Genomic DNA, 13,772 nt, shown 5'->3' on the forward strand with positions numbered 1-13,772 from the left:
CCGGCCGTCCCGGCCGCCAACCCGGCCAGGCTGCCACGCCGTCCGCGGACCGGCGATCGGCTGCATTTCCAGGCCAACGGGGCTGGGGGATACATGGCCCAGTATTCCCAAAGTTGCCCCCACCCGACAAGTGACCGGTCATTAACCAGCACTCGAATATTGGCAGAAAGTGGTCTTTCGGGGATCAGAGGTTGTGGGCCAGCAGTTCGAGCCCGATCACCAGAAGGCTCAGCACAACCTCGGCGAACATGATGGCGACCTTGTGGCGCAGCGGGATCTCGAGGCGCCGGATCGCGAGGAATCCGACGATGGCCAGCGAGACAACGAGAACGACCACCGCCCACCCGAGCGCAACAGCCGTCGTCCACAGCCCAAAGCCGGCCGCCGCCAGCAGAATCAGCGGAGTCACCAGGACGCCGAGGCCGTCCGCGCTGACGGCGATCATGTGGTGCAGTTCTTCGCCGGTGGGGAGCTTCGAATGTACGGTCAGGTGGCTGAGGAGATCGGCGACGAAAATCCCCAGCAGGGAACCGATCACCACGATGCTGAGGGTCGCCGCCGCGGCTGCGGGCGTGGTCTCGTCCGCGTGACCCCGAAGCGCCAACACCACAGCCAGGCTCGTGAAGATGATGTAGACGCGCTCTTTGAGGCTCGCCGCGCGCTGGCGGGCTGAGGGTGAAGGGGGCACGGTCGGTTCTGTCGCTTGCATCTGGGAAGGCCTTCCGGTCAGCGTCACGGGAGCGAACAAAAAAGAGCCCACTGCCGCGACGATCCATGTCCATGCCATCTCATAGTCCACCCGGAAATCCCGTCAGGGCCAGCCCCCGGAAGGTGAATGCTGTTGGGATCTTCGATGCCGCAGCGCCCTGACCGCCGCGCAGACAGCAAACGCGGAGTCACTTACGGCCCATCCATACGTTCCGGACGGGCGGTAAGTAGCCCCGCGTTGCTTAGTTGCGGCGTGTGCTGCGTCGTGTTAGTCCGCCGGGCTGTAGCGGGCGAGGTCCGCGGCGTTGGTGGCCGCGCTCATCAGCAGCGCCGCCGCCAGCATGTGCGCGCCGACGAGGAGCGCCGGGATGCCGTTGTAGTACTGCGTGAAGCCGATGACGGCCTGCAGCACCGTGACGCCCAGGAGCATGAACACCGCGGAGCGGAACGGCCCCTGGATCCGCCCGCGGACCACAAGGAACACCGCGAACAGCGCGCCGGCGGTCACCAGGTAGGCGGGCACTGCGTGGATGTGCGCGAACAGGTCCCAGTCGAGATCATTGCGCGGGGCGTTCGCGTCGCCGGCGTGCGGGCCCGCTCCGGTCACCACCACACCGAGGCAGACGGCGACGGCGGAGAGAAGCGCGACGGCGGTCATCACCGGGCGCGCCGCGCCCGGCAGGGCGGGAAGCTGCACGGTCCTGGCCTGGCCGGTTCGGCCGTAGGCCCGGTTCACCAGCAGGGTCGCGAGGACCACGAGCGCCATGGAAACGAGGAAATGCAGGCCCACGACCCACGGGTTGAGCCCGGTCAGCACCGTGATGCCGCCGATGACGGCCTGGGCCGGGATGCTGGCGAGCAGGCCGAGGGCCAGCAGGAAGAGGTCGCGGCGCTCCTTGCGGAGGTTCCACAGGTAGACGAGCATCATCACCGCGATGGCCGCCAGCGCGAACGTCAGGAGCCGGTTGCCGAATTCAATGATTCCGTGGAACCCCATTTCCGGGGTGGTCGCCAGGGAGGCCTCGGTGCAGCGCGGCCAGGTGGGGCAGCCGAGGCCCGAGGCGGTCAGCCGTACGGCTCCGCCGGTCACCACCAGCACGATCTGGCCGATGAGGGACAACACAGCCAGCCGCCTGACCGTCTTGTCCACGCTGACGGGCAGCCGGGAGGTGATTCCGGAGACGATCCGGGGAGTTCGTGACGCCGTGCTCACAGTTTTCTCAATTCCACTTGAACCAACGGGTTGCCGCGCCGCCGGCGATCGCCGTCCAGAGCAGCAGGACAAGCACGGAAGCACCATTGACGCTGCCGTACAGGAAAGCATCCCTCAGCGCCTGGCCCAGCGCGCCGGAGGGGAGGAAGTGCACCACGGCCTGCGCCAGCGCAGGGAGCCGTTCGGCCGGGATGACGATCCCGCCCAGGGCGCCGAGGAGGATCCAGAGGAGGTTGGTGATGGCCAGGGTTGCCTCCGGCCGGACCGTCCCGGCGACCAGGAGCCCGAGTGCCGTGAAGGCGGCGGCCCCGAGGACCAGGATGGCCATCCCGGGCAGCCAGCCCGCGGGGTTGGGCTGCCAGCCGAGCAGGAGGGCCACCGCCGTCACGACCAGCACCTGCAGGAACAGCACGGCCAGGACGGCCAGGACCTTCCCCGCAATCAGTCCCGTGCGGCCCAGGGGAGTGGTGGAAAGAAAGCGCAGGACGCCGTAGCGGCGGTCGAAGCCGGTGGAGATGCCCTGCCCCGTGAAGGCAGTGGACATGGCGCATAGGGCCAGGATGCCGGGCACGGCAACGTTGATGCGGCTCGAACCGAGTCCGTCCAACAGTGGCGTCACGGTTAGGCCGACCATGGCCAGCAGCGGCAGCACGATCGCGAGGATCAACTGCTCGCCGTTCCTGAGCATGGTGATGGTTTCGTATTTCCCCTGCAGCAGGATGCGGCGCAGCAAGGAAGCCGGGGCGCTGCCATGGACCGTCTGGGGCGCGCTGCCGCGTCGTGCGCTCTCCAGCGGGGCGCCACCTGTTACGCGGGTCATCGGATCTCCCTTCCGGAGATGTCCAGGAAGACGTCCTCGAGGCTGCGGGCTTCAAGGCTCAGGGAGCTGGGCATGATCCCGCGCACGGCCCACCATGCGGTGATCGCGGCGAGGTCGGCGGGGGTCAGGGCGCCGGTCGCGGCGTAGCTGCCTGCCCGCGCCTCGGTGATGTCGACGCCGTCGGGCAGCACGCCGGTGAAGTCCAGGCCGGGCTCGGTTTCGAACAGCAGGGTGCGGATGTGCTGGGATGCGTCGCCGGCGGGCAGCTGGTGCCGCAGGAGCTCGGCGACCGTTCCTTCGGCGACGTTGCGGCCGGCATCGATGATGTAAACATAGTCCGCGAGGCGCTGGGCGTCGTCCATCAGGTGCGTCGTGAGGATGATGCCCATGCCGCTGTTGCGCAGTTCGGAGATCAGGTCGAAGACCATTTGTCGGGACTGCGGGTCCAGGCCCGCGCTCGGCTCGTCGAGGAACAGAACCTCCGGATTGCCGACCAGAGCCGCGGCCAGGGCGAGGCGCTGCTTCTGCCCACCGGACAGGCGCCGCACATTGGTGCGGCTGAACGAGTCAATCCCCAGCCGTCCGATCAGCTCATCTACCGGCCACGGGTCCTGGTACATGCCGGCAATGTGCCGCAGCAGGGGGATGGGCCGGGCTGACGGTGGCAGGCCGCCGTCCTGCAGCATGACCCCCACGCGGGCGCGAAGCCCGGCGCCGGCCGAATCCGGGTCCTGGCCCAGTAGGCTGATGGCGCCGGCAGTACGCTTTTGCAGCCCCTGGGCGCATTCAATGGTGGTGGTTTTGCCGGCGCCGTTGGCGCCGAGCAGGGCCGTGACCTGGCCGCGTTCGGCAATGAGGGAAAGGCCGCTGACCACGCGCAGCATCTTGCCGTCGAGGGTGGGCAGTGGACCAACATCCTTGACAAGCCCGTTGATGGTCAGAACGGGGGATTCGGGAGATCGCACCACAGCATTCTACGCGATGTAGTACGTCGCCTCCCCGGAGGGGCCGGGCCCGCAGGCAAGCCATGCCTTACTGGAATGCCGGAGTAAATTACGACATGATTGTGTTGTGTATTCCATGAGCTCCTCTGCGTCCGCAGCCCCGACCGGGCGCGGCGCCGCGCGCGTCGGGTCCGCCCGGGCACACGTGGCGGCCGTTCCCGACGTCGTTCCCGCCGCCGGCAGCCACACCCACGACGCTGAAGAGCGCACGCGTGACCGTGTCCTGAACGCGGTGCTGGAGCATGGACCCATCAGCGCAGCCGAACTCGGCGACCTCCTGGGCTTCACCCCGGCTGCCGTGCGCCGCCACCTCGACCACCTCGCGCGCAGCGGAGTGATTGAGGTCAAGCGGGTTGCCCGCGCCGGTGCGGGCGCCGGACGGCCCGCCCGCCGCTACGTCCTGAGCTCCCAGGGCCAGTCGACCCTGGGCAACGACTATCTCGACATCGCCTCCGTCGCGCTGCGCCGCCTGGAAGAGGCGGCCGGCCCCGAGGCGGTGCGGCAGTTCGCCGTCGAGCGGTTCGCCGACATGGAGCGCCGCTACGCACCCGAGATCGAGCAGGCCGGACCGGACATCACGGCCCGCGCCCAGGCTCTCTCCGAGGCGCTGAGCCGCGACGGTTTCGTGGCCTCGGCGCAGTCGCTCGAAGCCAAGGCGCCGCTGCCGGCCGCGCTCTCCAGCGTCCAGCTCTGCCAGGGGCACTGCCCCATCCAGCACCTGGCGGCCCAGTTCCCCGTGTTCTGCGACGTGGAGACCGAAGTGTTCGCCCGGCTGGTCGGCGTCGATGTGCGCCGGCTCTCCACCCTGGCCCGCGGCGGGCACGTCTGCACCACCCACATACCTACGGGCCGTCCGGCCGCCGTCGGGACTTCCAGTCCCGCAGCCCCGGTCAACCCGGACGAAGTATCCAACCATCTCCAAGAAAGGCCGTGATGACGGACCAACTATCAGAGAAGAAGGTTGCTGGCTCTACTGTGATTTCGGAGATTCTGGAAAAGAATCCCGAGCTCCACGGAATCGGCACCTATGAATACGGCTGGGCCGACAAGAACGACGTCGGGGCCAACGCCCGCCGCGGCATCGATGAAGACGTTGTCCGCGACATTTCGGCCAAGAAGAACGAGCCAGAGTGGATGCTGGACCTCCGCCTCAAGGGCCTGAAGTACTTCGACCGCAAGCCCATGCCCACCTGGGGCGCGGACCTGTCCGGCATCGACTTCGACAACATCAAGTACTTCGTGCGCTCCACCGAGAAGCAGGCCGCAACCTGGGAAGACCTCCCCGAGGACATCCGGAACACGTACGAGAAGCTGGGCATCCCGGAAGCCGAGCGCAGCCGCCTCGTCTCCGGCGTCGCCGCCCAGTACGAGTCTGAGGTTGTCTACCACCAGATCCGCGAGGACCTGGAACAGCAGGGCGTCATCTTCCTGGACACAGACACCGCGCTGCGCGAACACCCGGAGATCTTCCAGGAGTACTTCGGCACCATCATCCCGGTGGGCGACAACAAGTTCGCCTCGCTGAACACGGCCGTCTGGTCCGGCGGATCCTTCGTGTACGTGCCCAAGGGCGTCCACGTGGACATCCCGCTGCAGGCCTACTTCCGCATCAACACGGAAAACATGGGCCAGTTCGAGCGCACGCTGATCATCGCGGACGAGGACTCCTACGTCCACTACATCGAAGGCTGCACCGCGCCGATCTACACCTCGGACTCGCTGCACTCCGCCGTCGTGGAAATCATCGTGAAGAAGGGCGCCCGCGTCCGCTACACGACCATCCAGAACTGGTCCACGAACGTGTACAACCTGGTGACCAAGCGCGCCATCTGCGAAGAGGGCGCCACGATGGAGTGGATCGATGGCAACATCGGCTCCAAGGTCACCATGAAGTACCCGGCCGTCTACCTCGTGGGCGAAGGCGCCAAGGGCGAAACCCTGTCCATCGCGTTCGCCGGCGAAGGCCAGCACCAGGACACCGGCTCCAAGATGGTCCACATCGCGCCCAACACCAAGAGCTCGATCATCTCCAAGTCCGTGGCCCGCGGCGGCGGCCGCGCTGCCTACCGCGGCCTGGTCCAGGTCCGCGAAGGCGCCAAGCACTCGGCCAACACGGTCCGCTGTGACGCCCTCCTGGTGGACACCATCAGCCGCTCGGACACCTACCCGTACATCGACATCCGCGAGGACGACGTCACCATGGGCCACGAGGCCACGGTCTCGCGCGTCAGCGAAGAGCAGCTGTTCTACCTGATGTCCCGCGGCATGCGCGAAGACGAGGCCATGGCGATGATCGTCCGCGGCTTCATCGAGCCGATTGCCCGCGAACTGCCGATGGAATACGCCCTCGAGCTAAACCGACTGATTGAACTGCAGATGGAAGGATCGGTCGGTTAATGACTGACATCACTACTGAAAAGGCCCGCATCGGCGCGCCCTCAGCCCAGCCGTTCATCAACGGTTTCACCGAGGAAGGCGAAAGCCTTTCACCCCTGAACGCAGCGGAGTCCAAAGCGCCGCTGGCCGGCGAAGCCGTCAAGCGCCACTCGCACGGCGGCGGCGTCGGCATTCCGGACAGCTCACGCGCCGGCCGCCTGACCTCCTACAAGCTGGCGGATTTCAAGCCGCTGACCGGCATGGAAGAAGACTGGCGGTTCACCCCGCTCAAGCGCCTCCGCGGCCTGCACACCGAGGTCCTGGGCGGTGCCGCGCCGGCCGTGAGCATCACCGCTCCGGACAGCGTCAGGGTTGAGACCGTCGGCCGCGACGACCGCCGGATCGGCTCCGCCGCCATCCCCGAGGACCGCGTCTCCGCGAACGCCTGGGAGAACTTCGCCGAGGCCACCGTCATCACCGTCCCGTCCGAGGTCCAGGTGGACGGCGAGGTCAGCGTCCTGCTGACCGGGCAGGGCACCGAGGCTTCCGCACAGCACATCGTGATCGTCGCGGAAAAGTTCTCCAAGTCGGTCGTCGTCCTGGACCACCAGGGCACCGCCGTCGTCTCGGAAAACGTCGAAATCCTCGTTGAGGACGGCGCGCAGCTGACCGTCATCTCGCTCCAGGAATGGAACGACGACGCCGTGCACGCCTCCTCCCAGCAGGTCAAGCTCGGCCGCGACGCCAAATTCAAGCACATTGTTGTCAGCCTCGGCGGCGACCTCGTGCGCGTCACGCCCTCGGCCCGCTTCACCGCCCCGGGCGCCGAAGTGGAACTGTTTGGCCTGTACTTCGCCGACGCCGGCCAGCACCTCGAGCAGCGCCTGTTCGTGGACCACGCCGTGGCCAACTGCAAGTCCAACGTCCTGTACAAGGGCGCCCTGCAGGGCCGTAACGCGCACACCGTGTGGGTGGGTGACGTTCTGATCCGCAAGGAAGCAGAAGGCACCGACACCTACGAGGCCAACCGCAACCTGGTCCTGACCGACGGCGCCCGCGCCGATTCCGTGCCGAACCTTGAGATCGAAACCGGCCTGATCGCCGGCGCCGGACACGCCAGCGCCACCGGACGGTTCGACGACCAGCACCTGTTCTACCTGATGGCCCGTGGCATCCCTGAAGACGTGGCCCGCCGCCTGGTGGTCCGCGGGTTCCTGAACGAGATCATCCAGAAGATCAACGTTCCGGCCATCGAAGAGCGCCTCACGGAAGCCGTCGAGCGCGAACTCGCGGCAACGAACCACTAGTGCGCAGCACTAGAGAACACGGAACACATCAATGACTGAACAGCCAAAGGGCGAACTAGTCTGCAACGCCAGCGAGATCCAACTCAAGCAGGCGCTGCGGATCCTGATCGACGACTACCCCGTAGCGATCGTGAAGGACTCGATGGGGGAGATCCACGCGATCGGCGACACCTGCTCGCACGCGGACATCTCTCTCTCCGAAGGAGAGGTTGAAGGCTGCAAGATCGAGTGCTGGGGCCACGGTTCCCAGTTCGACCTGCGCACCGGCGAGCCGCTCCAGCTGCCAGCCTATGATCCTGTTCCCGTGTTTGCCGTGACCGTCCTGGATGACGAGGTCTACGTGGACTTCACCAACGTCCTGAACGGCGCCGAGGCTCCAAACTTCAGCTAGCTGCCTGCAGCCGGCAACTCGCACAAGAAAACTTATCGCCAAGAAAACGCACAGTGCCGGAGGGCACGGTGCAGAGGAGAACAAGACATATGTCGACTCTTGAGATCAAGGACCTGCACGTCAGCATTGACACCGAGCAGGGCACCAAGGAAATCCTGAAGGGCGTCAGCCTGACCATCAGGACCGGCGAGACGCATGCCATCATGGGCCCGAACGGTTCCGGCAAGTCCACGCTGGCGTCCACCATCGCCGGGCACCCGCGTTACAACGTCACCTCCGGCACCATCACGCTCGACGGTGAGGACGTCCTCGCGATGACCGTTGACGAGCGCGCCCGCGCCGGCCTTTTCCTTGCCATGCAGTACCCGGTGGAGGTCCCGGGCGTCAGCATGACCAACTTCCTGCGCACCGCCAAGACCGCGATCGACGGCGAAGCGCCCAAGCTGCGCACCTGGACCAAGGACGTCAAAGAGGCCATGGCGCAGCTGCGCATCGACGCCGACTTCACCCAGCGCAACGTCAACGAAGGCTTCTCCGGCGGCGAGAAGAAGCGCGTCGAGATCCTCCAGCTGGAGCTCTTCAAGCCGAAGTTCGCCATCCTCGACGAGACCGACTCCGGCCTCGACGTCGACGCGCTGAAGGTTGTCTCCGAGGGCGTCAACCGCGCCCACGGCGAAGGCAACATGGGCACCCTGCTCATCACGCACTACACCCGGATCCTGCGCTACATCAAGCCGGACTTCGTGCACGTGTTCGTCGATGGCCAGGTTGTGGAAGAGGGCGGCCCGGAGCTCGCCGACCGCCTCGAAGACGAAGGCTACGACCGCTACGCCACCGGCGCAGGGGCGGCCACCATCGCTGCCGCCTCGGCTGCAGCCCAGGCGTAGTTAGGACTCCGCGATGACCGAACTCAATGTGGCCCGCACGGGCCTCGAGGATGTCGAAGAGGCGCTCAAGGATGTGATCGACCCGGAACTCGGGGTCAACATCGTTGATCTGGGCCTGCTGTACGGTCTGAAGTACTCAGACGACGACGGCGCCCTGCTGATCGACATGACGCTCACCACCGCCGCCTGCCCGCTCACCGATGTCATCGAGGAGCAGGTCGGCAAGGCCCTGGACGGGGTCGTCGATGAATGGCGGCTCAACTGGGTGTGGATGCCGCCATGGGGTCCGGAACGGATCACCGAGGACGGCCGCGACCAGATGCGCGCCCTGGGCTTCAACATCTAGGTCCCCACCGCCTCCCTAGCCTCGCTTCGCTCGGCCAGGGAACCCTCGGCGGCGGAGGCCCCTAATTACGACGACGGCGGCCCCACCTCACCGAGGCGGGGCCGCCGTCGTCGTCGTCGTCCCATCCGGCGTTCCCTGATGGCCGTTCCCTTATCGCCCCGGCGGTGGTCTGATAAAGACAACCAATCCACAGGGCCGCAGGCTTCGGACCGGGCACACTGTCGAACAGGAGGCACACCGGAATGGATGCCACCCCACCACCACGGCCGTCCGGCGCGGGCGGGGACTTTGTGGTCGTTGAGGACAGCGGCGAGTTCTCCTACTACCGCTCCCGGGATGCCCTCCTGGCCGACTTTGAATATGTCGGCGAGGCTCCGTGCATCATTGACCGCAGCGCCACCACGTACCGGCTCGAGCTGGACGAGAACCGCCACCTGCGCATGGGGCCGCCCCTGGGGTCCGTGGAATTCCATTGGCTTCGCCAGGCCCTGGCCGATGCCCGCGACGTTCATCCGGAGGGGCACCGGCTGCAACGCGCCGACACGGCCGGGCTCGCCGGGCTCGTCGCCGGACTGTTCGAGACCCTGCAGCTGGAACGCGGAACGGATGCTGAGCTGGGGCTCTGGAGCCTGGACATCGACGGGCTAGCGACGCGGCGCAACGCACTTGCCGACGTCGACCGCCTCCTGGCCGGGAACGACCGGCTGGAGGCAGTCCTGGTGACCGACCCGTTCGGGCACGAATACCGCCCGGTATGGCACCCGAAGCACCGGCACCTGGGCCACGCCGGATTCCTCAGCTACGTCGAAGTCCCGATCCGGCGCCGGCCGCGGCGCGGATGAGGCCCCGGCGGATGGGGCCGGGGCTTTGGTACCACAGGGGTGGGACTACGGGGTTGCCACCGCAAACGTGTCGCACTTGTTGATGTCCCCGGTGGTGTAGCCCTGGTAGAACCACTTCTGCCGCTGGGCACTTGACCCGTGGGTCCATGCCTCCGGTGAAACGCGGCCAGTCGCGGCCTTCTGGATGCGGTCGTCGCCCACGGCCGAGGCAGCCGACAGGGCATCCCGGATGTCCTGGTCCGTGAAGGGTTCGAGGTAGGGCTGGCCGGTCTTGGGGTCCGGCTGCGTCGTCGCGTAGTGGGCCCACAGCCCCGCGTAGCAGTCGGCCTGCAGCTCAACCCGGACACCCCCGGAGCCGGGGCCCTGGGGATCCTGCTGAGCACGGTCGAGGTCTCCGAGCACGTTCTGGATGTGGTGGCCGAATTCGTGGGCCACCACATACTCCTGGGCCAGCGGCCCGCCGGACGAGCCGAACCGGTCCACGAGCTCCTGGAAGAAGCCGGGGTCGAAGTACGCCGTCGTGTCGACGGGACAGTAGAACGGTCCTACGTCAGAGGTGGCGGCGCCACAGCCCGTATTGGTTCCGCCGGTGAAGATTACGGCGTCGGGCCGCGGGTATTTCGTGTTGTACTGGGCCAGATAGGCCGGCCAGAACGCGTTCAGGCTGTTGACCGTGCCGGTAATCCTGCAGTCGAGGCGGGCGTCGGCGTCGGCGCCGGTCTGGCAGGCGGGGGCAGAGCCCTGGCTCTGCGACTGGGGATCCTGGACGGTGCCGGCCAGGCCCTCGAGAAGCTGGGGATTGATGCCGAAGAGGGCTGCCAGCAGCAGGATGATGCCGCCGCCGATCCCGCCGCCGATCATCGGGCCGCGGCCCATTCCGCGGCGATCCTGGACCTGTGACGGATCCAGCGGGGCGTTGTCGTTAAAGCTCATGGAGTCACAATATCCCGCACAAGCCGCTGGGGCGTCCGGCAACGGTAAAGTTGGTTCGATGCCTTTTCTCGACAGACTCCAGCGCTGGGCCGACGACCGTCCCGACGAAACAGCCGTCGTCGTGGCYGGAGAGCACCTCAGCTGGTCCGGTCTGCGGGACCAGGCAGCGGCGCTGGTGCAAACGGCGCCTGCCATCACCGTGCTCTCCGAACAAAATTCAACCCGCTTCGCCGTAGCGTTCGCGGCGGCCGTCGCTGGTCAGCGGCAGTGCGCCGTGTTGGACCCGGCCTGGCCGCAGCAACTGCAGGACAGCATCACCGCCCGCATCTCCGGGATGGAAACGGGCCGTGCGGACCCGGGCCTTGCGGATCCGGGCCGTGGGGACCCGGGCTCGGCGCTGCCGGCGTGGCAGGGGACCGGGCTGGGCACTGGGCTTGTTGACGGGCCGGCAGACACCTCCTTCCTGATCGGCCTGACCTCCGGCACCACCTCGGTGCCCAAGGCGTTCACCCGCTCGCGACGGTCCTGGCAGGAGTCCTTTGAGGCCTCCATTGAATTCTTCGGGCTGACGCAGGACGACAAAACCCTGGCCCCCGGCCCGCTCGCGGCAAGCCTGAACCTCTATGCCCTCGCCGAATGCCTGTACGCCGGCGCGGAGTTCCACAGCCTGGACCATTTCGACGTCGGCGCCGCCCACGCTGCCGTCAGCCACGACGGCATCACCCGCCTGGTCCTGGTGCCCACCATGCTCCGGCTGCTCAGCGAACGCGGCCTGGCCGGCGGGGTCGATGCCTCCGGCATCCGCAGCATCATCTGCGCCGGTTCCAAGCTGGACGCACGGACACTGGAAGCGGCCCGTCGCTGGGCACCCAACGCCACCATTTTCGAATACTACGGCGCGTCCGAACTCAGCTTCGTCTCGGGCGCCGGGCTGCGTCCGGGTGACCCCGCTGAGCCGGGCGGGACCGGCATTGGGAAGCCGTTTCCCGGCGTCGACATCCGCATCCTGGACGATCGCGGCACCGAACTCCCCGACGGCAGCGACGGCAACATCTGCGTCCGCAGCGGCATGGTCAGCAACGGCTACCTGTGGGGTGACGACGGCCAGGCCCTGCGCTGTTTCGACGGCTGGTACACCGTGGGCGACCAGGGGTACCTCTCCGGCGGGACCCTGCACATGCTGGGCCGCCGCTCCGACATGATCATCACCGCCGCCACTAACGTCTACCCGCACGAGGTCGAGATGGCGCTGGCCTCCGTCCCCGGCGTCGCGGCGGCCGTGGCAGCTGGCATGACCGATGATCTTCGCGGCCAGCGCGTCGTGGCCGGCGTGGTGCCCTCGCACGGGGCGGTCACCGCCACGCAGCTGAGGTCCGGGATCGACGACGTGCTGGCACGGAACAAGCGCCCCCTGGAGTACTTCGCGCTGACGGAGCTGCCCCTGACGGACCGGGGCAAGATCAGCCGGCAGCTGCTGCTCGACTGGATAGCCCGGAACGATCCCAGGATCCGGCGCCTTGGCTGAGCCCCGCGCGGGCACGGGGCCGGCTCCGCTCGGGCTGCCCTTCCCCGGACCGTCATTGCCCCGGCGGCTGCCGGAGGACCGGCAGCCGGTGATCATCGCCGCGCGCCGTACGCCGCTCTGCCGGGCCAACGGGGCCCTGAAGAAGCTGCGCGCCCACGAACTCCTGGCTCCGGTACTCCGCAGCCTGCTCGCCGACGCGGGCGTCGGCCCCGGCCTCGCGCCGGAGTCCGTGACCGACGTCGTGATCGGCAACGCCGTGGGCGGCGGCGGAAACGTAGCCCGACTCGCCGCGCTGGAGGCCGGCCTGCCCGTCACCGTCCCCGGCGTCACGGTGGACCGGCAATGCGGCTCCGGTCTGGACGCGATCGTCCTGGCCTCCCGGCTGGTCGCGGCGGGCGGCGGCAGCCTGTACCTTGCAGGCGGCGTGGAGAGCATCAGCACGGCTCCGCTCCGGGCCCACCGCAACGACGACGGCAGCCCGGACTATTACAGCCGGGCCCAGTTCGCACCCCTCAGCCTCGGCGATCCCGACATGGGAGTGGCGGCCGAGAACGTCGCCGCCCACTTCGGCATCAGCCGGGAACGCCAGGACGCCTTCGCGCTCCGCAGCCACCACCGTGCCCTGGCCGCCGCCGCTGCCGGAAAGTTCGGCGGCGAGATTGTTCCCCTCGCTGCGGGCCCCGGGGTGGCCGCTGAAGCCGACGACGGTCCACGGCCCAGTCTTGGCCCGGCCCTGATGGCCCGATTCCCGCCCGTGTTTGCCAGCGGCGGCACGGTGACGGCCGGGAACTCGTGCTTTGACGCCGACGGCGCGGCCGCCGTGGTCATTACGTCCACGGAACGTGCCCGTCAGCTGGGCGCGGCGGACGGGTTGCTGGTGCTGGGAACCGACACCGCCGGGGTGGCGCCGCAGCTCCTGGGCATCGGCGCGGCCGCAGCAGCCGAACGGCTCCTCGTGGCACACGGCCTGACGGCCGCGGACCTGGGCCTCGTGGAGTTCAATGAGGCCTTCGCCGCCCAGACGCTCGCTTGCTTTGACCAATTGGGGATTGACCCGGAACAGGCCAACCTCGACGGCGGGGCGCTGGCTCTCGGTCACGCCTATGGAGCCTCGGGTGCGGTGCTTGTCACACGGCTTCTGGCACAGGCGCGCAGGTCCGCGGAGCCGGGCCAGCTGGCCCTGGCAATGATCAGCATCGCCGGCGGCATGGGCACGGCAGCGCTGCTGGGGTACTCGCGCCTCACCTGATCCTCCGGGGGACATGCCCATTCTTCGCCGCGCACGGTGGACATATGGGCCACATGTCCACTGGCTGCGGGCAGGGGAGGGCATGCCCATCTGCCGGGTGCGGGGCATGCCCTGCCGTGGCACCGGAGTAGGGACATGTCCGTGCGTTGTGCTGGGGACGGGACATGCCCA

Annotated in this window: 14 protein-coding genes; 9 read left to right on the forward strand and 5 right to left on the reverse strand. The window is 67.8% G+C overall.

Translation table 11 applies throughout. The features are described 5' to 3' along the window. Window positions 1-184: 184 nt before the first annotated feature. From AC1DR1_RS10385 to AC1DR1_RS10400, 4 genes are all read right to left on the reverse strand, one after another. Window positions 185-709, reverse strand: a complete 525-nt coding sequence (locus AC1DR1_RS10385) for a hypothetical protein (RefSeq protein ID WP_229992628.1) — start codon at window positions 707-709, stop codon at window positions 185-187. Between the two features lie 267 nt (window positions 710-976). Continuing rightward, a complete protein-coding gene (locus tag AC1DR1_RS10390) occupies window positions 977-1,921 on the reverse strand; it encodes a COX15/CtaA family protein (protein WP_229992627.1) in 945 nt (314 codons plus the stop codon). A gap of 7 nt (window positions 1,922-1,928) precedes the next feature. After that, window positions 1,929-2,741, reverse strand: coding sequence for an ABC transporter permease (locus AC1DR1_RS10395; protein ID WP_229992626.1), 813 nt, complete (start codon window positions 2,739-2,741; stop codon window positions 1,929-1,931). Then, a complete protein-coding gene (locus AC1DR1_RS10400; RefSeq protein WP_229992625.1) occupies window positions 2,738-3,706 on the reverse strand; it encodes an ABC transporter ATP-binding protein in 969 nt (322 codons plus the stop codon). Before AC1DR1_RS10400 ends, AC1DR1_RS10395 begins: the two co-directional genes overlap by 4 nt. A gap of 115 nt (window positions 3,707-3,821) precedes the next feature. Between AC1DR1_RS10400 and AC1DR1_RS10405 the strand changes: the two genes are divergently transcribed. The 7 genes from AC1DR1_RS10405 (at window position 3,822) to AC1DR1_RS10435 (ending at window position 9,894) form a co-directional block, all read left to right on the forward strand. Continuing rightward, complete coding sequence (locus AC1DR1_RS10405) at window positions 3,822-4,679, forward strand: helix-turn-helix transcriptional regulator (protein WP_229992624.1); 858 nt, start codon at window positions 3,822-3,824, stop codon at window positions 4,677-4,679. Continuing rightward, window positions 4,679-6,142 carry a Fe-S cluster assembly protein SufB gene (gene sufB / locus AC1DR1_RS10410; RefSeq protein WP_229992623.1) on the forward strand — a complete coding sequence of 488 codons (1,464 nt, stop codon included), beginning with the start codon at window positions 4,679-4,681 and terminating at the stop codon, window positions 6,140-6,142. Before AC1DR1_RS10405 ends, sufB begins: the two co-directional genes overlap by 1 nt. Further along, entirely contained in the window at window positions 6,142-7,428 is a 1,287-nt protein-coding gene (gene sufD, locus AC1DR1_RS10415; protein ID WP_229992622.1) for a Fe-S cluster assembly protein SufD, read from the forward strand. Before sufB ends, sufD begins: the two co-directional genes overlap by 1 nt. A gap of 31 nt (window positions 7,429-7,459) precedes the next feature. Beyond that, window positions 7,460-7,819 carry a non-heme iron oxygenase ferredoxin subunit gene (locus tag AC1DR1_RS10420; protein ID WP_090577778.1) on the forward strand — a complete coding sequence of 120 codons (360 nt, stop codon included), beginning with the start codon at window positions 7,460-7,462 and terminating at the stop codon, window positions 7,817-7,819. Between the two features lie 89 nt (window positions 7,820-7,908). Next, window positions 7,909-8,706 carry a Fe-S cluster assembly ATPase SufC gene (gene sufC / locus AC1DR1_RS10425; protein ID WP_229992621.1) on the forward strand — a complete coding sequence of 266 codons (798 nt, stop codon included), beginning with the start codon at window positions 7,909-7,911 and terminating at the stop codon, window positions 8,704-8,706. A gap of 13 nt (window positions 8,707-8,719) precedes the next feature. Then, window positions 8,720-9,052, forward strand: a complete 333-nt coding sequence (locus tag AC1DR1_RS10430) for a metal-sulfur cluster assembly factor (protein ID WP_056434018.1) — start codon at window positions 8,720-8,722, stop codon at window positions 9,050-9,052. Window positions 9,053-9,294: 242 nt separating this feature from the next. After that, window positions 9,295-9,894: a hypothetical protein gene (locus tag AC1DR1_RS10435; protein ID WP_229992620.1), complete on the forward strand. Its 600-nt coding sequence runs from the start codon at window positions 9,295-9,297 to the stop codon at window positions 9,892-9,894. A gap of 45 nt (window positions 9,895-9,939) precedes the next feature. On the opposite strand, the gene ypfJ is transcribed toward AC1DR1_RS10435, so the two are convergent. After that, window positions 9,940-10,827 (reverse strand): KPN_02809 family neutral zinc metallopeptidase, encoded by an 888-nt coding sequence (gene ypfJ / locus AC1DR1_RS10440; protein WP_229992619.1) that lies wholly within the window; start codon window positions 10,825-10,827, stop codon window positions 9,940-9,942. Window positions 10,828-10,885: 58 nt separating this feature from the next. Between ypfJ and AC1DR1_RS10445 the strand changes: the two genes are divergently transcribed. Then, on the forward strand, window positions 10,886-12,352 hold the full coding sequence (locus AC1DR1_RS10445) for a class I adenylate-forming enzyme family protein (protein WP_229992618.1): 1,467 nt from the start codon (window positions 10,886-10,888) through the stop codon (window positions 12,350-12,352). Between the two features lie 34 nt (window positions 12,353-12,386). Beyond that, window positions 12,387-13,601, forward strand: coding sequence for a thiolase family protein (locus tag AC1DR1_RS10450; protein WP_229992650.1), 1,215 nt, complete (start codon window positions 12,387-12,389; stop codon window positions 13,599-13,601). The last annotated feature ends 171 nt before the right edge of the window (window positions 13,602-13,772 follow it).

The organism is Arthrobacter sp. P4_F10, from assembly GCF_056401435.1.

Bases quoted from the DNA above. Each gene is read 5' to 3' on its own strand.
- sufD (WP_229992622.1), top strand. From the start codon at position 6,142: ATGACTGACATCACTACTGAAAAGGCCCGCATCGGCGCGCCCTCAGCC.
- sufC (WP_229992621.1), top strand. From the start codon at position 7,909: ATGTCGACTCTTGAGATCAAGGACCTGCACGTCAGCATTGACACCGAG.
- AC1DR1_RS10420 (WP_090577778.1), top strand. From the start codon at position 7,460: ATGACTGAACAGCCAAAGGGCGAACTAGTCTGCAACGCCAGCGAGATC.
- AC1DR1_RS10385 (WP_229992628.1), bottom strand. From the start codon at position 709: ATGCAAGCGACAGAACCGACCGTGCCCCCTTCACCCTCAGCCCGCCAG.
- AC1DR1_RS10395 (WP_229992626.1), bottom strand. From the start codon at position 2,741: ATGACCCGCGTAACAGGTGGCGCCCCGCTGGAGAGCGCACGACGCGGC.
- AC1DR1_RS10435 (WP_229992620.1), top strand. From the start codon at position 9,295: ATGGATGCCACCCCACCACCACGGCCGTCCGGCGCGGGCGGGGACTTT.
- AC1DR1_RS10405 (WP_229992624.1), top strand. From the start codon at position 3,822: ATGAGCTCCTCTGCGTCCGCAGCCCCGACCGGGCGCGGCGCCGCGCGC.
- AC1DR1_RS10430 (WP_056434018.1), top strand. From the start codon at position 8,720: ATGACCGAACTCAATGTGGCCCGCACGGGCCTCGAGGATGTCGAAGAG.
- sufB (WP_229992623.1), top strand. From the start codon at position 4,679: ATGACGGACCAACTATCAGAGAAGAAGGTTGCTGGCTCTACTGTGATT.
- ypfJ (WP_229992619.1), bottom strand. From the start codon at position 10,827: ATGAGCTTTAACGACAACGCCCCGCTGGATCCGTCACAGGTCCAGGAT.